Source organism: Xanthomonas fragariae, assembly GCF_900183975.1.
In the GTDB taxonomy this organism is placed as follows: domain Bacteria; phylum Pseudomonadota; class Gammaproteobacteria; order Xanthomonadales; family Xanthomonadaceae; genus Xanthomonas; species Xanthomonas fragariae.
The window spans coordinates 2,631,784-2,651,321 of the sequence record NZ_LT853882.1 but is presented as its reverse complement, the minus strand read 5'-3'; the positions used below and the strand labels follow the sequence as shown (position 1 = coordinate 2,651,321).

Below are 19,538 nucleotides of genomic sequence, written 5' to 3'. Positions count from 1 at the left end.
GATGTCGCTCCCCCAGCAGTGCGATACAGGCATCGTTGTAAATGCAGCGCGCCTCGCTGCCCCAGACCATTAGCATCGGAACCTGCGCATGCAGGCAGACCGACAGCGTGGTGCGCAGCGCCTGGGCGCCGCGCAGTAGCGGGTCTGCGGCGCATGCAGACGCCAACACCAACGCTGCAGTTTCGCTCGTCTCCGGCAATAAGCCGGCGAACCGCGACACGGCGATATCCATCTAGCGACCCGCCTGTCATTCTTCGATGCCCAATTTTAGTAGCAACCGAGCCGGTAACGGCGGCGTACAGCGACTGGCGATTTAACGAGCAGTCGTCAGGCGGGGGCCGAAAGCGCGCGCATCTGGAGCTTATGCGAGCGGATACATGCCAATCCGGATGCCAAGCGCGTCGGCTGATTGGTCGCGCCTTAACTGTTGGCGCCGCTCAGCTGGCGTGCTCTGGACAGCGCGCCGACCAATTCTTCGGACAAGTAGGGCTTGGTCAGCATCACGCCGCGCTCGAAACCGCTTGGGATGCTGGCGCTGGCAACACCTGTGGCAAGAACGAACGGAATTCCACGCTCTGCCAACAACCGTGCGACCGGCTCGCTGGTTTCGCCATTGCCCAGACGATAGTCCAGGACTGCGATGTCCGGGGCGTTGGCATTGATTAGCTGCAACGCTTCTTGGACTTCGCCGACCGGGCCGACCACAGCCGCACCCGCCCGAACAAGCTGCAGGTCGAGCAGCATGGCATTCATGTCATCGTTTTCGACCACGAGTACCCGAACTCCACGCAATGCCGACATTGCTTACTCCTTCACCAAGTCGGTCAGTATATCGACACTGGTTGGACGCGTGCTGTCGACGTCGCTTGCACCTGAGTTCGTCAGGCACATCCTGGCACTGTTCGTTTCATCAACAAGTCGCTATACTTCGCGGCCACGCCGAAGTGGCGGAATCGGTAGACGCAGCGGACTCAAAATCCGCCGCCCTTAAAAGCGTGTGGGTTCGAGTCCCACCTTCGGCACCAAAACCAAAAGTAGCGGCAGCCTAGGCTGCCGCTACTTCATTCAACACATGGTTTTCGTCCGTTGCCGCGCAGCGGTCCACTTCCTGACCAATTGCTCTCCCACTCGATGGCAGGCCATCTTGACAGCATCATGCCATAGCTCAATTGGGAGCTCGTGGGATGCCAGTCATTCTAGATTCTCGGCAGTGCAAGAGCCTTGTGCGCGACACTCCGGAGCCGAATGCTCTGCGATGGCTACCGATACGATCACGCATACAGCACATTTCGTTACATAGTCGCCCCTGAAAAACCCCAACCACCCAACGACCGCAAGGCATTGATGTCTGCACCGGCGTGCCAGAACTACCAGTGTTCGCTACGCTGAAGGCTGGTTTCTGGCAATTTTCAGTCATGCGTACACGCCGTCCTGCTGCCGAGCACATGCCTGCCGACGAGTTGTTTCGTTCGCGGCTGGAGAACCAGATCGATCTGCGTCATCGGCTGGCGCGGCTGAGCCAACGGATGCCGTGGACGGCGTTGGAGCAAGCACTTTCATCGCGCTTGCCGGCCACCCAGGCCGGTGGCGGTCGGCCGGCATTGCCGGTGCGGCTGATTGCCGGTTTGCTCTACCTCAAACACGCCTACGACCTGTCCGATGAAGCGGTGTGCGAGCGCTGGCTGGAGAATCCGTACTGGCAGTTCTTCACCGGCGAGGTCGTGTTCCAGACGCGTTTGCCGTGCGATGCCAGCTCGCTGACGCGCTGACGGCAGCGCCTGGGTGAGGCCGGGATGGAAGAGCTGCTGGCGCACACCATCAACGCCGCGCATGCGATGCAGGCGGTGGACGCACGCGAGTTGTCGCAGGTGATCGTGGACACCACGGTGCAGGAAAAGGCGATCGCCTATCCGACCGACAGCCGTTTGCTTGAAGTGGCCCGCAAGAAGCTGGTGTTACTGGCCAAGCGGCACGGCATCGGATTGCGGCAGAGCTACGCGCGGCAAGGCCCGGCCCTGAGCCGCAAGGCAGGTCGGTATGCGCATGCGCGCCAGTTCAAGCGGATGCGGCGCGTGCTGCGACGTCAACGCACAGTGCTGGGACGGCTCATGCGCGACATCCAACGCAAACTCGATCAGGTAAACATCGGCGTGCGCGAGCGCATCGCTGTCTGGCTGGAACGTGCGCAACGGCTGTACACGCAGCGTCCGAAGGACAAACAAAAACTGTACGCATTGCATGCCCCGGAAGTGGAATGCATCGGCAAGGGCAAGGCGCGTCAAGCGTACGAATTCGGCGTCAAGGTCGGCATTGCGGTCACCGCCTGCAAGGGATTGGTCGTGGGTGCGCGCAGCTTCCCGGGCAACCCGTACGACGGCGATACCTTGGCCGAGCAGCTGGAGCAGACACGCGGGTTGCTGCAGGATGTGAGCGTAGAACCGACGGTGGCGATCGTGGACCTGGGCGATCGGGGGCGCGAAGTCGATGGCGTGCAGGTCCCTGCATCGCGGCAAGGCCAAGACGCTGACGCGACGGCAATGGCGCTGGATCAAGCGACGGCAGGCGGTGGAGCCGGTGATCGGACATCTGAAAGACGACTGCAGGTTGCGTCGCTGCAGGCTGAAAGGTGCCCAAGGCGATGCGCTGCACGTGCTCGGCTGCGCCGCCGGCTACAACCTGCGTTGGCTGCTGCGCTGGATCGCGTTTTTGCGTGCCTGGATGCGGGCGATGGGATGGTCATCCTTGAGCGCCGTGCCGCTGTCACCGACGGCACTTGGCACTTGGCACTTGGCACTTGAAGGGGATTTTTCAGGGACGACTACATAAGACGAAGTCAGGCTTGTCCGTCATCAAACGCTTTGCGGCCTTCGTGCGTAAGGTCTATATCGCCATCTTCCGCTTGCGTCGCATAGCCAGCACGCACTGCCCAGTTCGCTTCTTCTTCAGAAACGGGCTTAGTGTCGTGGATATCGCGAAGAATTCGCAATTGTTCTGAAGAGTCAAAGTCCATGGGAGCCGCCTGTTTGCAAAGAGACTTCCACGTTACGGACAAGGCGTGATGGTTGCGTGCCTGCATGCGCCATCCGGTACATTGACGTCATGCCGTGTGCATCCTTGCAAACAATACGGCATTACATAGTCGTCCCTGAAAAATCCCTTTCAAGCGCCAAGTGCCGTCGGTGACAGCGGCACGGCGCTCAAGGATGACCATCCCATCGCCCGCATCCAGGCACGCAAAAACGCGATCCAGCGCAGCAGCCAGCGCAGGTTGTAGCCGGCCGCGCAGCCGAGCACGTGCAGCGCATCGCCTTGGGCACCTTTCAGCCTGCAGCGACGCAACCTGCAGTCGTCTTTCAGATGTCCGATCACCGGCTCCACCGCCTGCCGTCGCTTGATCCAGCGCCATTGCCGTCGCGTCAGCGTCTTGGCCTTGCCGCGATGCAGGACCTGCACGCCATCGACCGCGCGCCCGCGATCGCCCAGGTCCACGATCGCCACCGTCGGTTCTACGCTCACATCCTGCAGCAACCCGCGTGTCTGCTCCAGCTGCTCGGCCAAGGTATCGCCGTCGTACGGGTTGCCCGGGAAGCTGCGCGCACCCACGACCAATCCCTTGCAGGCGGTGACCGCAATGCCGACCTTGACGCCGAATTCGTACGCTTGACGCGCCTTGCCCTTGCCGATGCATTCCACTTCCGGGGCATGCAATGCGTAGGGTTTTTGTTTGTCCTTCGGACGCTGCGTGCACAGCCGTTGCGCACGTTCCAGCCAGACAGCGATGCGCTCGCGCACGCCGGTGTTTACCTGATCGAGTTTGCGTTGGATGTCGCGCACGAGCCGTCCCAGCACTGTGCGTTGACGTCGCAGCACGCGCCGCATCCGCTTGAACTGGCGCGCATGCGCATACCGACCTGCCTTGCGGCTCAGGGCCGGGCCTTGCCGCGCGTAGCTCTGCCGCAATCCGATGCCGTGCCGCTTGGCCAGTAACACCAGCTTCTTGCGTGCCACCTCCAGCAAACGGCTGTCGGTCGGATAGGCGATCGCCTTTTCCTGCACCGTGGTGTCCACGATCACCCGCGACAACTCGCGTGCGTCCACCGCCTGCATCGCATGCGCGGCGTTGATGGTGTGCGCCAGCAGCTCTTCCATCCCGGCCTCACCCAGGCGCTGCCGCCAGCGCGTCAGCGAGCTGGCATCGCACGGCAAACGCGTCTGGAACACGACCTCGCCGGTGAAGAACTGCCAGTACGGATTCTCCAGCCAGCGCTCGCACACCGCTTCATCGGACAGGTCGTAGGCGTGTTTGAGGTAGAGCAAACCGGCAATCAGCCGCACCGGCAATGCCGGCCGACCGCCACCGGCCTGGGTGGCCGGCAAGCGCGATGAAAGTGCTTGCTCCAACGCCGTCCACGGCATCCGTTGGCTCAGCCGCGCCAGCGGATGACGCAGATCGATCTGGTTCTCCAGCCGCGAACGAAACACCTCGTCGGCGGGTCTGTCTTCGGCAGCAGGACGGCGTGTACGCATGGGCGGAAATTGCAAGAAACCAGCCTTCAGCGTAGCGAACACTGGTAGTTCTGGCACGCCGGTGCAGACATCAAGGCCTTGCGGTCGTTGGGTGGTTGGGGTTTTTCAGGGGCGACTAGTGAGCGCGGTTTCCGTGGTTGCAACCACAGTTGACCATGGGAACAAGGCGCGACAGAAAACGAGGTGCGGTCACTGGAATCACGATTTTCGTGATGCGCTGTCATCGCATCCTCGGTGCCGCCGTGCTGCGGAAAAAGTCCGATGGCTGCAAATGACATCACCAGAGATCAACGCAAAAACTACTCAAAAAAAAACCCCGGCAGTGCCGAGGCTTTTAGATGATTGGCGTCCCCACGGGGATTCGAACCCCGGTGTCCACCGTGAAAGGGTGGTGTCCTAGGCCTCTAGACGATGGGGACGCATATCAAAACCTAAGTTGTCTTCCTGACGGCCTAAGCCAGGATTGGTGGAGCCAGGCGGGATCGAACCGCCGACCTCCTGCATGCCATGCAGGCGCTCTCCCAGCTGAGCTATGGCCCCACGAAACTGAGAGCCAAATTATAGCGGCCGGTTAATGTTTGCACAAGTGATTTTTCATTCCACATGAGACAGGCGCAGCTTGCGCCGTCGGCTCAGTTGACGCCGTGCAGATCGCGCAGCTGCGTCTGCCGTGCGCCGAAATACGCAGCGAGATCGGCAATATCCTGGTCGCTCAGCGTGGTGGCCTGCGCAGTCATCAGCGGGTGCTGGCGATCGCCGCTGCGATAGGCCTGCAAGGCATGCGCAAGATAGTCGCCGTACTGGCCGCCGAGTTTGGGATAGCCGGGATCGATAGGCGCATTGCCGTCAGCGCCGTGGCAATCCACGCAGCTCTGGCCAGTGGCTTTGCCTTTTGCGTGTGCCAGTTTGTCGCCGGCTGCAGCGCGGCCGGCGGGCAGGCCGGCCGACGAACCTGAGCCATGTTCGCCGCTAGCGTGGCCGGTATCGCCGGCGGAATGGTCGGTGGATTCGACCTGGGATTGGGAGCAGGCCGCCATCATCAGTGCGGCAACCAGGACGATGGCTAGACGCGGAGCGTGCAGGGCGTTCGGCATGTGGGCGCTTACTTGAGGGTGGACAGGAAGGCGGAGATGTCGGCGATGTCCTGCTCGGAGAAACTCTGCGCCTGCGCCTGCATGGTCGGGTGTTTGCGCTTGCCCTGCCGGTATTCGGTCAACGCCTGGGTCAGATACTGGCTGGACTGGCCGCCGATCTTGGGGACGCGGTAGCTAGGGTAGGCGTTCTTGTAGCCGGTGACGCCGTGGCAGCCCTGGCAGGTATAGGCGAGCAGGCGACCATTGGAAGGATTGCCGGTCGGCGCCGCGGGTGCGGGAGTCGCCGCGGCGGCAGCCGGCGTGGCCGGTGCTGCAGGCGTAGCTGACGGTGTTGCTGATGCGCCCCCAAACGGCAGGAAGACGACCAGAGCGAGACAAGCGGCGAGCGGCTGCGGGCGCATGGTTTCGTATCCGGAAGACTGATTGAGCGTCGGCACGTGGGGGCGTGACGCCGCCGGACCGAGTATGCCTGTGATTTGGCGTCACGCAAACGGGATAAATACGCGAAGTTGATATGCAGACTATGACCTTTGGCGCGTTAGCGACATTCGCCGCCGCGCTGTTGATCACCACGAGCCTGTTGTTGGGCGGTTGCAAGGCAGGAGATGGGCCGCCGAAGAAAAGAAGGTCGGTGGCTGCGGTGCCGGTGAGAACTGCCAAGGCGGCGCGTCGCGCGGTCGCCGCCAGCTATACCGGCACCACGCCACCATGGATGCGCTGAACAACTCTTCCATGCGCTTTCGATCAACAATTCAGGCAACCGCCGCTATGCGTAAGTGTTTGATTTTCAGAATGAAGGATCGTCGCGTTCGAGCAAAATTCTAATTTCACTCGCCACGTCGTGAGTTGCTCGGCGGTTGCCTAAGGTGCCAGTAAGTTCGCTTTTTCAGGCTTTCCAATCCATTGTGACGTAGCACCCAATAAATCAGGCAGCGCGTACCTGCCGAACGATCGCAGCAGCCTTGGCCGAGCTTTCCTTGACCTTGTCCCATTGACCCTGAGCCAGCCAGTCCTTGGGCACCATCCACGAGCCGCCGATGCACAGCACATTTGGCTGCGACAGAAACTCGGCTGCATTGGCCTCGCTGATGCCGCCAGTGGGGCACAGCTTGAGTTCGGACAATGGACCAGCCAGCCCCTTGAGCATTTGCAGGCCGCCGATGGCGGTGGCCGGGAACAGCTTGCAGACGCGGAAACCCAGGCCCATAAGGGTCAGCAGTTCGGTCGGCGTTGCTGCGCCAGGCACTGCAGGAATTGGCGCCTCTGCCAGCAAGCGAGCCAGCGGCGCAGGCGTACCGGGGGTCACCAGGAAGTCCGCACCGGCATCTACCGACTGACGCAGCTGAAGTTCGCTCAGCACGGTGCCGGCGCCGATCACGATATTGGGCAGTTCGCGCTTGAGCATGGCCAGCGCTTCGATCGCGATCGGCGTGCGCAGGGTTAGCTCGATTGCGGGTAGGCCGCCCTCGAGCAGCGCATCGGCGACGCGGCGGGCCTGGTCCAGCGTATCAACAGTCACCACCGGCAGAATGCCGGCATCGCGCAGCAGCTGTTCGGCGGTGTTCTGGTTCTGGGCAATCGTCATTGCAACTCCGTTAGACGGCGACCGCCCGTGCGGTCGCAGAGAGGGAAGGGGTCAGGCGTCCTTGGACTCGTGCGGTGCCGCCGCGGCGGTCGCATTGGCGCCGAGTTCGTATTCGGCGTCGTAGCTCCACAGCGCGCCGTCCGGATGGGTCGGGCCGCAGGAAATCGAAATGGCACCCTGGTCGGCCGGGCCAACCACTTGGCGATTGATGGCGAACAGGTTGCGACCTAGATCGTTGCCGGTCACTGCGGTGTTCGGTGCGATTTCGCGCGATGCCCATTCTTCGGCCGACACCAGTACCTCCAGCGTGCCGGCTTCGCCGTCCAGACGCACGATGTCGCCTTCGCGCACACGCCCGATCGGGCCACCGCGCGCAGCTTCGGGCGTCATGTGAATCGCTGCGGGGAACTTGCCCGAGGCCCCCGACAAACGGCCGTCGGTGACCAGCGCCACGCGCCGGCCCTGGTTCTGCAGCAGGCCTAGCAGCGGCGCCATCGAGTGCAACTCCGGCATGCCGTTTGCGCGTGGGCCCTGGTAGCGCAACACCACCACAAAATCGTGCGGCAGCACGCCAGCTGCGTGCAACTTGTTGAGCACCTGCGGCGTATCAATCACGACTGCCGGCGCTTCGATCTTGCGGTGCTGCGGCTTGACTGCCGACAGTTTGATCAGCGAGCGGCCAAGGTTGCCGCGCAGCAAGCGCAGGCCGCCTTGGGATTCGAATGCATCGCTGACGGGGCGCGCGACGCTGTCGTCGGCAGTGGTCGCGATGCCGGGCACATACACGACCTTGCCGTCCTGCAGGCGCGGCTCGTTGGCGTAGGCACGCATGCCGCCCTCGACCACCGTGGGAATGTCGTCGTGCATCAGCCCGGCGTCCATCAGTTCACGGAACACGAACGCGGTGCCGCCAGCGGCCTGGAAGCGGTTCACATCCGCCTCGCCATTGGGGTAGATGCGGGTCAACAGCGGCACGGTCTGCGAGATCAGATCCATGTCGTCCCAGGTCAGCACGATGCCGGCCGCACGTGCCACGGCAATCCAGTGGACGGTGTGATTGGTCGAGCCGCCGGTGGCCATCAAGGCGACCACGGCATTGACGATGGCGCGCTCGTCGATCAATCGGCCGAACGGGCGGAAATCCTGGCCTAACGCAGAAATTGCCAGCGCACGCTCGGTGCCCGAACGGGTCAATGCATCGCGCAGCGGCAGTTCCGGGTTGACGAACGAGGCGCCGGGCAACTGCACGCCCATCGCTTCGAGCAGTACCTGGTTGGAGTTGGCCGTGCCGTAGAACGTGCAGGTGCCGGGCGAGTGGTAGGACGACGACTCGGCTTCCAGCAACTCGGCACGGGTGGCTTCGCCAGCGGCATAGCGCTCGCGTATTTCGGCCTTCTGCTTGTTCGGAATGCCCGGGGTCATCGGTCCGGCCGGCATGAACAGCGCCGGCAGATGACCGAACGCCAGCGCGCCGATTAGCAGGCCCGGCACGATTTTGTCGCACACGCCCAGGTAAACAAGGCTGTCGAACATGTCGTGGCTCAGGCCGATCGCTGCGGCCTGTGCAATGTTGTCCCGCGAGAACAGCGACAACTCCATGCCGGCACGGCCCTGGGTCACGCCATCGCACATCGCCGGCACGCCGCCGGCGACCTGCGCGGTGGCACCGAGCGTGCGGGCGGTTTCGCGGATCAGCTGCGGGTAATGCTCGAAAGGCTGATGCGCCGACAGCATGTCGTTATAGGCGGTGATGATGCCGAGGTTGGGCGTGGTCGCACTGCGCAGACGCGATTTGTCGGTCGGCTCGGAGGCCGCGAATCCGTGCGCAAGGTTGCCGCAGCTCAAACGCCTGCGGAATGGGCCCTCGCGCAGGGCGGCATCGAGACCGGCCAGATAAGCCGCGCGCGACTGAGCGCTGCGCTTGCGGATACGGTCGGTGACAGCTTGGATGTTCGGATGCAGGATCATTGGCTACCGGCTATGAGAAACGGAGGAATTTAAATCCCCCACAGAGAGGTGCGGTTTTTTGCGAAGGGACTTGCATCTTTGAATCCCCGCGCACGGATGTGCAGGTTTTGCGATCACTCGCATTAAATCGGCTCTTGCGAAAGACGCATTTAATTACACCAATGCACCCGCAACTGTGGACCAGGCTGCCGTAACGCCACCCGGATCGGGTACTCGCTGACGTCGTCGCCCGCCAACGCAGCTTGCAACACGTCGAGCTTCTGCTTGCCGCGCAGCAATAGCAGGCGGGTTGGGATTGCAGCGAGTCCGGCCGGCGTCAAGGTGATACGCAACGGCCACTGATTTGATCCAGGGCAGCCGGTGGCATCCAGCGACGCGTAGGGCTGCGGGCTGGCAAGCGCCTTGGTCAGCTCCGTCGATCCTGGAAAAAGCGACGCGGTATGTCCGTCGCCACCCATCCCCAGCACCGCCAGACAGGCCGGTTCGGCATGCGTGGCCTGCAGATTCGCGGTATGCACGCACTCGGGCAATTGCTTGCCCGGGCGCACCAGCGGAGTGAAGGTCGCGGCCGGTGCGTGGGTCAGGAAGCTGTGATTCACCAGCCACGCATTGCTGTCCTGATCCTGCGGCGATAACCAACGCTCATCGACCAGGCCGACTTCCACCCGCGACCAGTCCAGCGGACGGTGGGCGAGGGATTCGTATACCGGCGCCGGGGTGGTGCCGCCGGACAGCAGCATGCGCGCCTGGCCACGACGTGAAATTTCCTGTTCCAGCAGATCGGCCATCTCGCTGGCCACCGTCTCGGTCCATTCGGCAGGGTCGTCGTGGCGCACCAGGGTGATGCGCGGATTGTCTTGCAGATTCATCGCTGCTCTCCGGGGTGCTGACGTTGCGCATCCACCGCATACGCCGCGGCACCGAGCAGGCCGGCATGCGGATGCATGACCGCCAGCGACGGTACCCGCGACATGATCGCGGAGAAGCGGCCCTTGTGTTCGAAGCGCTGACGGAATCCGGAATGCTGCAGCGAATCCAGCACCTTGGGCACCAGCCCGCCAGTGAGGAACACGCCATCCCACGCGCCTTGCATCAACACCATGTCCCCGGCAATCGCGCCAAAGATGGCGCAGAACAGATCGATCGTGCGCGACGACCGCAGGTCGCCCGCAGCCGCACGCGCGGTGATGTCCTTGGGCTGCAGCGGACCGGGGTCGACCCCGGCAATCTCGCTCAACGCACGGTGGATGTTCACCAGGCCCGGGCCACAGATCAGCCGCTCGTTGGAAACCCGGCCGAACTGCTCGGAGAGGATTTCCAGAATACGGATCTCCTCCGGAGTGCCGGGCGGGAAGCTGACATGGCCACCTTCGGTTTCCAGCGGAAAACAGCGCCCATTGCGAATGATCAGGCCACCCGCGCCCAGGCCGGTGCCGGGGCCGATCACGCCGTAGTTGCGTGGCTGATCGATCGGCGCCGGACGCCAGCTGGCGCCACCGACCTGCACCACGTCCTGCGGACGTAGCAGGCTGATCGCCATCGCCTGCGCGGCAAAGTCGTTGATCAGGTGCAGCGTGCTGAAACCCAGCATGCTGGCGGTGCGCGAGCGCGAGATCACCCACGGATGGTTGGTGATCCGAGCTTCGTCGCCATCTACGCGGCCGGCTACGGCGAATACTCCCTGGGTGGCCTGTACGCCGATCTGGTCGAGGTAGTAGCGTGCGGCTTCGCCGAGCGAACCGAAGTCGACCACCGCGAATTCGCGCGAGGTGTCATCTAGCAGCGGCACCGAGGCGTCGACATCGGCCAGCGCAAAGCGCGCGTTGGTTCCGCCGATATCGGCAACCAGCACCGGCTTGGAAGGAGCGGTCATGCGTTGTTTCCCTGTGCGTCGGTTGCCGGAGGGAGGAAATGGGTGGCCGATTCCGGGCCCCAACTGCCGGCCGGGTAGGGCTGCAGTGGTAGTTGCGCGTCTTTCCACGCATTGCTGACGCTGTCGATCCAGGCCCAGGCGGCCTTGACCTCGTCGTCGCGCACGAACAGCGCCGGATTGCCGTTGAAGGCATCGACAAACAGTCGCTCGTAAGCGATGCGGCGGTGCAGACCGGTCGGCATCGAGAGTTCCAGTTCCAGCGGCTGCAGTTCGATCGCGCCCCATTCCGGGCCTGCCAGACTGCTCATCAGCCCAAGCTCGATGTTTTCTTGCGGCTGCAACTGGAAGGTCAGGCGGTTGGGCACCGCGTTCTGCCGGTCCGGTCGCTCGAACAACCAATGCGTTACCGGCTTGAGCGTCACCACGATCCGGGTGGAGCGTTCGGCCAGGCGCTTGCCGGTGCACAGATGGAACGGCACGCCGGCCCAGCGCCAATTGTCGATATGCGCGGTCACCGCGACTAAGGTTTCCACATCGATGCCTTTCGGCGGGTGATAGGCCTGCGCCGGCTGACCGTCGATGGTGCCAGCGGTGTAGCGGCCGCGCACGCTGTCGCGGGCGGCATGCTCGGCGCTCATCGGGCGCAGTGAGCGCAGCACTTTGACTTTCTCGTCGCGGATGCGGTCGGCTTCCAGTGAGGCCGGCGGCTCCATTGCTACTAGGCAAAGCAGCTGAAGGATATGACTCTGCACCATGTCGCGCAGTGCGCCGGAACGGGCATAATAGGCATCGCGCCCGTCCACGCCTTCGCTTTCAGCGACCAGGATCTGCACCGACTCGATGTAGGTGCGATTCCATACCGCCTCCAGAAGCGTATTGCCAAAGCGCAGTGCGATCAGATTCTGAACCGCCGCCTTGCCCAGGTAATGGTCAAGACGGAATACGCGGTCTTCGTCGATCAATGCCCCGATCAACTGCAAAATCTCGCGAGCGCTGTCCGAATCGTGGCCGATCGGTTTTTCCAGCATCAGTCGATGCGGTGCCGCCAATGCACCGCCCAGGGCCAAACCCTGACAGGTGCTGATGTATAGATCCGGCGGGATCGCCAGATAGCTCACGCAATGGCGGCTGGCGAGCTCGCGCACTGCGTTGGCCACCGACTCGGCATCGCGCAGATCCACCGAGCGATAGTCGACCCGCTGTAGCAGCGTCTCGATCTGTTCGGGCGCTGCGATCGGCAAGGCGTCGGTCAGGCGCGGGCGCAGCACCTCGCGAAACGCCTCGGTGTCGTGCGGCGACAACGCCAGCGCGCGGATACGGAAATCCTCCGGCAGCAGGCCATCGACGAACAATCGCAGCAGCGAAGGAAAGAGATAGCGCTGGGCGAGATCGCCGGTGGCGCCGAACAGGATCAGCGTGTTGTGCATGGACCGAATTTCAGATTCTGGAGACATCGTTATCAGCAGCTTGTCGAAAAGGCGCCGGAAAGCCGGCGGTCAGTACGTCTGTTCCTGAGCGACACTTGCGTACCCGCAGCGGGGGATGGACGTGCACGCCACATCCCCGATTGTTGCAGCAAGTGGCTACCGAGGGTTAGCGTCGCAGCGGTATACCTGCACATGCGCAGTGGAATGCCCGTCCTTGCACGACGGCCTGCGCCCTCTGCAACAGCGGTATGGATACATAGCGGCATGGTCCCTCCCAAGATCGCTGTTGCCATGTGAAAACGATTACATGTCAGAATAAACCATTGCATTCGTTTGCACGAGATTTCCTTGCAAACGCGTGTCGCGTCACCGCCGTCGGGAGGGCCGAGGGCAGGGCGCACAACTTTACGTTGAGGCCGAACGATGGCGAAAGTGCAGTTGGAAGGTGTCCGCAAGGTCTACGAGAACGGTCAGGTCGCGGTGCAGGGTGCAAGCTTCGAAGTCGCCGACGGCGAGCTGATGGTGCTGGTCGGGCCGTCAGGCTGCGGCAAGTCGACCTTGCTGCGCATGATTGCCGGGCTCGAAGACATCAGCGCCGGCACGCTCAAAATCGGCGAGCGCGTGGTTAACGATGTGGCACCGAAGGACCGCGACATCGCGATGGTGTTTCAGAGCTATGCGCTGTACCCGCATATGACCGTAGCCGAGAACCTGGCGTTTGGACTCAAGCTGCGCGGCCATCCCAAGCAGATCATCGCCGAGCGCGTCAACAATGCCGCCGAGCTGTTGGGCCTGACGCCGATGCTCGACAAGTTACCTAAGGCGATGTCCGGCGGCCAGCGTCAACGCGTGGCTTTGGGGCGTGCGATGGTACGTGAGTCGTCGGTGTTCCTGCTCGACGAGCCGCTCTCCAATCTGGATGCCAAGCTGCGCCACAGCGTGCGTACCGAGATTGCGCAACTGCACCGTAAGCTCGGCACCACGATGATCTACGTCACCCACGACCAGGTCGAAGCGATGACGCTCGGCCAACGCATCGTGGTGCTCAAGGATGGCGTGATCCAGCAGATCGACAGCCCGATGGCGCTGTACAACCGCCCGGCTAATCTTTTCGTTGCCGGCTTCCTGGGCAGCCCGGCGATGAACGTGCTGCAGGGACATCTGGATAAGCAAGACGGTCTGCATCTGGTCATGGCCGATGGCTGGCGGGTACCGCTGGGCGCTGCTCGGATCGATCGTAAATGGTTTGGCAGAGACGTTATCGTCGGCGCCCGCCCGGAGCATCTGCATTTGTCTGACGATGCGCTGTCGGGCTTCGATGCGAAGGTGGAAGTGATTGAGCCAGTCGGCAACGAGATCTTCCTCAACCTCGATCGTGGCGGTCAGCCGCTGGTAATTCGCGTCGCACCGCAGGTGTTGCCGGCCGTGGGTCAGCCGCTGCGCCTGGCGCTACGCAGCGAGGCGCTGCATTTCTTCGACCCGGCCACCGGCGAGCGTTTGGAACCGACTTAACGTTCCAGCCCCGGCGCGATCGCGAGAGGGCGTGCAACATGCGCGCCCGCTTGCAAGGTGGCCTCGACATCCAACGTCAATTCCAACGGCAGCACCGCCAGCGCTAAGTTGCCGGCCACGCTTACCACTTTGCCGATTTCGACGCCATTCAACGCGACGGCATCGCCCGCATCGATGACGCCATCGGTCTGCAGTAACTGCAATGCCCGCTTAGCTTTGCCCAGAAAATGCGTACGTGCAACGATCTCCTGGCCTGGATAACAGCCCTTTTTGACGCTGAAAGCACGCAGACGGTCGAGCGCCAACTGTTGCGGTGTCCATTGCTCACGCTGCCCATCGAGCAAGCGGACCAACCCCAGTTGCAGATCCGCACGGCGCCATTGGGCATCTACGCTCGGTAATTCGATAGGCGCGGCCAATGCATCGTCGGTGTGCAGCAGCAACGTGCGCGGCAGGACAACGGTGCCCATGTCCAGTTCGATACACTGCGGCCCAATACTCGCTTGCGCACCGTCGGCACGTTGCGGCGCTACAAACGCGGCGTACGCAAATACCGCAGCGACGCTGATTGTCAGCTTGCGTCGGAACACGAAACGGCCGAGTTGCGTGGCGATCTCGGCCGCATTCCCATCGGGCAGCAGCATCAACAAATGCGCATCGTCCTCACGCAGGAGTGCGAAGATGGCCTTCACGCGCCCTTTCGCGGTCAACCACGCGTTCCACTGCCAGCGCCCAACCGCCAACGCCTGTACGTCATTGGCAAATTGTGCATGCGCGAATGCCACTGCATCCGTACCGACTAATCGGACGTATTGCATGTCGCGCAGGGAGCAAAAACCTTGCGGAATAAGATTCAGGTTGTCAGCCACATCAGGTTGTCAGCCACAGAAGAGGAGTACTAAAATCGCAACGTTGTGAGACCACTATGATACGCCATCCAATCCCCACGCCAGCGCAGGATTCCGAGACGCAGGCTTCTCCTCAGGAGCACGCTCCTGAGAAGCAGCCACTGCCCAAGGAGATCGGTGGGCGCGACGGCCCTGAGCCAACGCGCTACGGTGACTGGGAAAAAAATGGACGCTGCATCGATTTTTGAGCAGCTTTTAGCCACAACGGCCCAGTGCCGCCCAGCCGAGATAACGAGACCAGCGAATGGCGATCCGCGAACGTCCTCTTTCCCCGCATCTCCAGGTGTACCGCTGGCAGATACAGATGGTGACCTCGATTCTCAATCGAGCCACCGGCATCGTACTGTCCATCGGCGCTTTGGTGATTGCCGCCGCCTTGCTGACATTAATGCTTGGCCCAGACCACTGGAATTGTTTCCGCGATCAGGCTGCGACTTGGTACGGGCAGGTTTTCCTGTTCGGCTGGACCTGGTCCTTTGCCTTCCACCTGTTTGGCGGATTGCGCCACATGCTGCAGGACTTTGGGCAGGGCTACGCCGTGCGCTCGTTCGTCAGCCTTGGCTGGCTGTCGGTGATCTTGAGTTTTGCGCTCACTGCCGCCATCTGGGCATATGTATTGCTGTCCGGAGGTGCCGTATGAATCGCTACCGTACCCCGCTGAAAAATGTGCGCGGCCTGGGTGCTGCCAAGACCGGTACCGAACATTTCGTGATCCAGCGTCTGACCGCCACCGCATTGGTGCCGTTGTCGATCTGGTTCCTGATTTTCGTTCTCAGCCTGATCGGTGCCAATCACGCCACCGCCAGCGCCGCAGTGGCCAAGCCGTGGAATGCGATTCTGCTGGTCGGCTTCCTCATTGCGTCGTTCTGGCATGCTCAATTGGGCATGCAAGTGGTGTTGGAAGATTACGTGCACAACTCGCTGCTTGCGCTTGCAGCGCAGACCTTGGTGCGCTTCGTCGCCGTGCTGGGTGGCATCGTCAGCGTGTTTGCCGTGGCGCGTATCGCGCTGGGCATTAGCTGAGTCGTCAGCGATCAAACAGGAATCCATAAATTCGATGTCCGCCTATAAGATCACAGAACACAAGTACGACATGGTCGTGGTGGGTGCCGGCGGTGCAGGCCTGCGCGCCACGTTCGGCCTTGCCCAGAAGGGCCTGCAGACGGTCTGCCTGACCAAGGTTTTCCCGACCCGTTCGCACACCGTGGCGGCGCAGGGCGGTATTTCCGCAGCGCTCGGCAACATGGGCGAAGATGACTGGCGCTATCACTTTTACGACACCATTAAAGGCTCCGATTGGTTGGGCGACCAGGACGCGATCGAGTACATGTGTCGCGAAGCGATCCCGGCCATTATTGAACTCGAGCACTACGGCGTGCCGTTTTCGCGTACCGAAGAGGGCAAGATCTATCAGCGTCCGTTCGGTGGCATGACCACCAGGTACGGCGAGGGCCCATCCGCGCAGCGCACCTGCGCGGCGGCTGACCGTACAGGTCACGCCATGCTGCACACGCTGTATCAGCAGTCGCTGGCGCACAACGCGCGCTTCATGATTGAGTACTTTGCGCTCGATCTGATCTTCGACGAAGACGGCGTCTGTCGCGGTGTGCTCGCGTTGGATATGGCAGAAGGCTCGTTGCACCTGTTCCGCGCCCATGGTGTGGTACTGGCCACCGGCGGCTACGGCCGTGCCTACTTCAGCGCCACCTCCGCCCACACCTGTACCGGCGACGGCGGTGGCTTGGTGATGCGTGCCGGCCTGCCGGTGCAGGACATGGAGTTCGTGCAGTTCCATCCCACTGGTATCTATGGTGCGGGCTGCCTGATCACCGAAGGCGTACGTGGCGAGGGCGGCATCCTGCGCAACAGCAACGGCGAGCGCTTCATGGAGCGCTACGCACCGCATTACAAGGATCTGGCATCGCGCGACGTGGTGTCGCGTTCGATGACCGTCGAGATCCGCGAAGGTCGCGGCGTGGGCGAGCACAAGGATCACATCCTGCTCGACCTGACTCACCTCGGCCCGGAAGTCATCAACGAGAAGCTGCCCGGTATTGCCGAAAGCGCACATATCTTTGCCGGTGTGGACGTGACCAAGCAGCCGATCCCGGTCCTACCAACCGTGCACTACAACATGGGCGGCATTCCGACCAACTTCTACGGCGAAGTGGTGCGCAAGCAGGGCGATAACCCGGATGCGGTCGTTCCTGGCCTGTATGCGATCGGCGAAGCCGCCTGTGTGTCGGTGCACGGCGCCAACCGTCTGGGCTCCAACTCGCTTCTGGATTTGGTGGTGTTCGGCCGTGCGGTGGCCAATCGCTGCGCCGAGACGGTCAAGATCAATCAGCCGCACAATACGTTGCCTTCCGATGCTTGCGACAAGGCGTTGGGCATGCTGGACAAGTTGCGTCACGCGAATGGCTCGACGCCGACCTCAGTGATCCGCGACAACATGCAGCGCACCATGCAATCGGACGCTGCAGTGTTTCGTACCAGCAAAACCCTCAAAGAGGGTGTCGACAAGATGGCCGAGATCTTCGCCACTTTCGAAGACGTCAAAGTCTCGGACCGCTCGCTGGTGTGGAACTCGGATCTGATCGAGACCTACGAATTGAACAACCTACTGCTCAACGCGGTAGCGACGATCAACTCGGCTGAACAGCGCAAGGAAAGCCGTGGCGCGCATTCGCACGAAGATTTCCCGGATCGCGATGACGTCAACTGGCAGAAGCACACGCTGATAACCGTCGACGATAAGGGCAAGTGCGAGTTCGAGTATCGTCCTGTGCACATGTACACGCTGAGCAAGGATGTGGATGTGGTCCCGCCGAAGCCGCGCGTTTACTGACCGATGCGCATGGAGCGATCTGCTGTTGCCATCTCTCTGCTCGCCGGCTCGTCCGGGCGGGCTAGCAGGGAATCGATACAGCGCAATCGCTTCGCGACGCGGGAGCAGCGCCGGCACAGTGCCGACCGCTGCGCCACTGTTTCGGTGGTAGCGTCCGTCATCTTTACCTTCATGCGCACGGTGCGGTTGTCGTTCGCACCGCGCATCGCCTGAGCCAACGAGAGCAGCTATGGCAGAGTTCACCCTCCCCAAGAATTCAAAAATCGGCAAGGGCAAGCATTACCCTGCACAGGGCGCTAAGAACACGCGCACCTTCAAGGTCTACCGCTGGGATCCGGATGTCGACGCCAACCCGCGCACCGACAGCTACGAGATCGATCTCGACAAGTGCGGCCCAATGGTTTTGGACGCGCTTATCAAGATCAAGAACGAGATCGACCCGACATTGGCATTCCGTCGTTCGTGCCGCGAAGGTATCTGCGGTTCGTGCGCGATGAACATCGACGGCACCAATACGCTGGCCTGCACCAAGGCGATCGCTGCTTGCGGAAAGGCCGAAGTGCCGATCTATCCGCTGCCCCACATGAGCGTGATCAAGGATCTAGTACCGGATCTGACTCACTTCTACGCGCAGTATGCGTCGATCAAGCCGTGGATCCGCACCCAGACCCCGCCGCCGCCGGATCGCGAGCGTCTGCAGTCGCCGGAAGATCGTCGCAAGCTCGACGGTTTGTACGAGTGCATCCTGTGCGCCTGCTGCTCGACCAGCTGCCCGAGCTACTGGTGGAACGGCGAGCGCTATCTGGGCCCGGCGATCCTGCTGCAGGCGTATCGCTGGATCATCGATTCGCGCGATGAAGATACCGGTGCGCGTCTGGACGATCTGGAAGATCCGTTCAAACTGTATCGCTGCCACACCATCATGAACTGCGCGCGAACCTGCCCGAAAGGCCTGAATCCGGCGCTGGCGATTGCCGAGATCAAGAAGTTGATGATGGCGCGTCGCGCCTGAGTGCCAGGCAATGATGCCCCGCCGCGGCGGGATGTGGTTCGCAGCGGCACCGGGCCGAGGTCAGGTGCCGCTGTCGCTTTCGGCTCGCTGCGAGATGGGGTGGAGAGATGGGATGGACGAAGACACCCTGCTGAAAAAACTGCGTTGGCGCTGCCGGCGTGGTATGCGCGAACTCGACCAGTTGTTCGGGCGCTATCTCGACCAACGTTGGGTGCAGGCTTCCGAGTCCGAGCGCGCGGTTTTCCTACAGCTGCTGGATTGCGAAGACGATAAGTTGTGGCGCTGGTTCATGGGATATGAGGCTTGCCCGGATGCCGCCAACGCCGCGCTCATTACCGATATTCGCGCCTTGCCGGCTTGACTGGCAGCCCTCGCGCTGGCTTTTTTGCGCACTAAGCGTTCTGGTCGTGTTCGCGCTGTGGGCGGTCTGGCGTAGCGGGGTGCCTCTATGGCTGGCGGGGCTGCTGTCTGCTTACGCACTTATCGCAGGTGCGCGATCGCTGCGCCAGCTGTTGCGTTCGCCAGTGCGGCAATTGGTCGTGCCCTGGGCCGACGCGCCCGCCTGCGTTGACGGCGCGCAGGTGCAGAGCCTGCAAGTGACGTGGCGTGGACCGATTGCAGTGGTGGCGTGGACGCGGCTGGATGGACGTCGCGAACGCCTGCATTTTTGGCCGGATACCTTGCCGACGGTGCAACGACGTGAACTGCGTCTGGCCGCTCAAGCCCATGCCATTTCGTCTCGGCGGCCGCTAGTGGCACCATATCGTCCCTTTCCTGGTTGAAC

The 19,538-nt window shown here is 62.3% G+C and carries 20 protein-coding genes, 3 tRNA genes and 2 pseudogenes; 12 read left to right on the top strand and 13 right to left on the bottom strand.

The window, feature by feature from the left end:
• Positions 1–420: 420 nt before the first annotated feature.
• On the bottom strand, positions 421–801 hold the full coding sequence (locus PD885_RS12270) for a response regulator (protein ID WP_040761955.1): 381 nt from the start codon (positions 799–801) through the stop codon (positions 421–423).
• A 137-nt stretch (positions 802–938) separates the two neighbouring features.
• Here PD885_RS12270 and PD885_RS12265 point away from each other — a divergent pair.
• Both PD885_RS12265 and PD885_RS12260 read left to right on the top strand, forming a co-directional pair.
• A tRNA-Leu gene (locus PD885_RS12265) sits at positions 939–1,025 on the top strand.
• Between the two features lie 390 nt (positions 1,026–1,415).
• Positions 1,416–2,826: pseudogene (locus PD885_RS12260) on the top strand (IS5 family transposase).
• Between the two features lie 7 nt (positions 2,827–2,833).
• Here the strand turns inward: PD885_RS12260 and PD885_RS12255 are convergent.
• From PD885_RS12255 to PD885_RS12230, 6 genes are all read right to left on the bottom strand, one after another.
• Complete coding sequence (locus tag PD885_RS12255) at positions 2,834–3,076, bottom strand: hypothetical protein (protein WP_065975315.1); 243 nt, start codon at positions 3,074–3,076, stop codon at positions 2,834–2,836.
• A gap of 83 nt (positions 3,077–3,159) precedes the next feature.
• Positions 3,160–4,527 (bottom strand): IS5 family transposase, encoded by a 1,368-nt coding sequence (locus PD885_RS12250; RefSeq protein ID WP_088056913.1) that lies wholly within the window; start codon positions 4,525–4,527, stop codon positions 3,160–3,162.
• Positions 4,528–4,870: 343 nt separating this feature from the next.
• Positions 4,871–4,946: transfer RNA gene (locus PD885_RS12245), tRNA-Glu, on the bottom strand.
• Positions 4,947–4,991: 45 nt separating this feature from the next.
• Positions 4,992–5,067 (bottom strand) — tRNA-Ala (locus PD885_RS12240).
• 92 nt (positions 5,068–5,159) lie between these two features.
• Positions 5,160–5,621 (bottom strand): c-type cytochrome, encoded by a 462-nt coding sequence (locus PD885_RS12235; protein WP_002802245.1) that lies wholly within the window; start codon positions 5,619–5,621, stop codon positions 5,160–5,162.
• Between the two features lie 8 nt (positions 5,622–5,629).
• Positions 5,630–6,022, bottom strand: coding sequence for a c-type cytochrome (locus PD885_RS12230; protein ID WP_002802244.1), 393 nt, complete (start codon positions 6,020–6,022; stop codon positions 5,630–5,632).
• Positions 6,023–6,135: 113 nt separating this feature from the next.
• Between PD885_RS12230 and PD885_RS12225 the strand changes: the two are divergent.
• Positions 6,136–6,321: pseudogene (locus PD885_RS12225) on the top strand (efflux RND transporter periplasmic adaptor subunit); the annotation flags it as partial.
• A 225-nt stretch (positions 6,322–6,546) separates the two neighbouring features.
• Here the strand turns inward: PD885_RS12225 and PD885_RS12220 are convergent.
• From PD885_RS12220 to zwf, 5 genes are all read right to left on the bottom strand, one after another.
• A complete protein-coding gene (locus PD885_RS12220; RefSeq protein ID WP_002802242.1) occupies positions 6,547–7,206 on the bottom strand; it encodes a bifunctional 4-hydroxy-2-oxoglutarate aldolase/2-dehydro-3-deoxy-phosphogluconate aldolase in 660 nt (219 codons plus the stop codon).
• A 51-nt stretch (positions 7,207–7,257) separates the two neighbouring features.
• Positions 7,258–9,174, bottom strand: coding sequence for a phosphogluconate dehydratase (edd, locus tag PD885_RS12215; protein ID WP_088056912.1), 1,917 nt, complete (start codon positions 9,172–9,174; stop codon positions 7,258–7,260).
• A 149-nt stretch (positions 9,175–9,323) separates the two neighbouring features.
• Positions 9,324–10,043 carry a 6-phosphogluconolactonase gene (gene pgl / locus PD885_RS12210; protein WP_002802238.1) on the bottom strand — a complete coding sequence of 240 codons (720 nt, stop codon included), beginning with the start codon at positions 10,041–10,043 and terminating at the stop codon, positions 9,324–9,326.
• The gene (glk, locus tag PD885_RS12205; protein ID WP_002802227.1) at positions 10,040–11,047 is read right to left on the bottom strand and encodes a glucokinase; all 1,008 of its coding nucleotides are present in this window, start codon (positions 11,045–11,047) and stop codon (positions 10,040–10,042) included. Before glk ends, pgl begins: the two co-directional genes overlap by 4 nt.
• Entirely contained in the window at positions 11,044–12,474 is a 1,431-nt protein-coding gene (gene zwf / locus PD885_RS12200) for a glucose-6-phosphate dehydrogenase (protein ID WP_088056911.1), read from the bottom strand. Before zwf ends, glk begins: the two co-directional genes overlap by 4 nt.
• 423 nt (positions 12,475–12,897) lie before the next feature.
• On the opposite strand from zwf, the gene PD885_RS12195 reads away from it, so the two are divergent.
• Entirely contained in the window at positions 12,898–13,986 is a 1,089-nt protein-coding gene (locus tag PD885_RS12195) for an ABC transporter ATP-binding protein (protein ID WP_002802223.1), read from the top strand.
• Here PD885_RS12195 and ygfZ read toward each other — a convergent pair.
• Complete coding sequence (gene ygfZ, locus PD885_RS12190; RefSeq protein WP_002802222.1) at positions 13,983–14,855, bottom strand: CAF17-like 4Fe-4S cluster assembly/insertion protein YgfZ; 873 nt, start codon at positions 14,853–14,855, stop codon at positions 13,983–13,985. The two genes, PD885_RS12195 and ygfZ, sit on opposite strands and share 4 nt — an antisense overlap.
• A 56-nt stretch (positions 14,856–14,911) precedes the next feature.
• On the opposite strand from ygfZ, the gene PD885_RS12185 reads away from it, so the two are divergent.
• From PD885_RS12185 to PD885_RS12150, 8 genes are all read left to right on the top strand, one after another.
• Positions 14,912–15,082 (top strand): DUF1674 domain-containing protein, encoded by a 171-nt coding sequence (locus PD885_RS12185; protein WP_088056910.1) that lies wholly within the window; start codon positions 14,912–14,914, stop codon positions 15,080–15,082.
• Positions 15,083–15,138: 56 nt separating this feature from the next.
• Positions 15,139–15,534 carry a succinate dehydrogenase, cytochrome b556 subunit gene (sdhC, locus tag PD885_RS12180; protein ID WP_002802220.1) on the top strand — a complete coding sequence of 132 codons (396 nt, stop codon included), beginning with the start codon at positions 15,139–15,141 and terminating at the stop codon, positions 15,532–15,534.
• Positions 15,531–15,917, top strand: coding sequence for a succinate dehydrogenase, hydrophobic membrane anchor protein (gene sdhD / locus PD885_RS12175; protein WP_002802219.1), 387 nt, complete (start codon positions 15,531–15,533; stop codon positions 15,915–15,917). Before sdhC ends, sdhD begins: the two co-directional genes overlap by 4 nt.
• A 34-nt stretch (positions 15,918–15,951) precedes the next feature.
• Positions 15,952–17,742: a succinate dehydrogenase flavoprotein subunit gene (gene sdhA / locus PD885_RS12170; protein WP_002802218.1), complete on the top strand. Its 1,791-nt coding sequence runs from the start codon at positions 15,952–15,954 to the stop codon at positions 17,740–17,742.
• 9 nt (positions 17,743–17,751) lie between these two features.
• Positions 17,752–17,955, top strand: coding sequence for a hypothetical protein (locus PD885_RS22075; RefSeq protein WP_082244174.1), 204 nt, complete (start codon positions 17,752–17,754; stop codon positions 17,953–17,955).
• 16 nt (positions 17,956–17,971) lie between these two features.
• Positions 17,972–18,754: a succinate dehydrogenase iron-sulfur subunit gene (locus PD885_RS12160; RefSeq protein WP_002802217.1), complete on the top strand. Its 783-nt coding sequence runs from the start codon at positions 17,972–17,974 to the stop codon at positions 18,752–18,754.
• A gap of 112 nt (positions 18,755–18,866) precedes the next feature.
• Positions 18,867–19,115, top strand: coding sequence for an FAD assembly factor SdhE (locus PD885_RS12155; RefSeq protein WP_002802215.1), 249 nt, complete (start codon positions 18,867–18,869; stop codon positions 19,113–19,115).
• Positions 19,066–19,536: a YgfX family protein gene (locus PD885_RS12150; RefSeq protein ID WP_065975309.1), complete on the top strand. Its 471-nt coding sequence runs from the start codon at positions 19,066–19,068 to the stop codon at positions 19,534–19,536. The genes PD885_RS12155 and PD885_RS12150 overlap by 50 nt, the downstream gene beginning before the upstream one ends.
• The last annotated feature ends 2 nt before the right edge of the window (positions 19,537–19,538 follow it).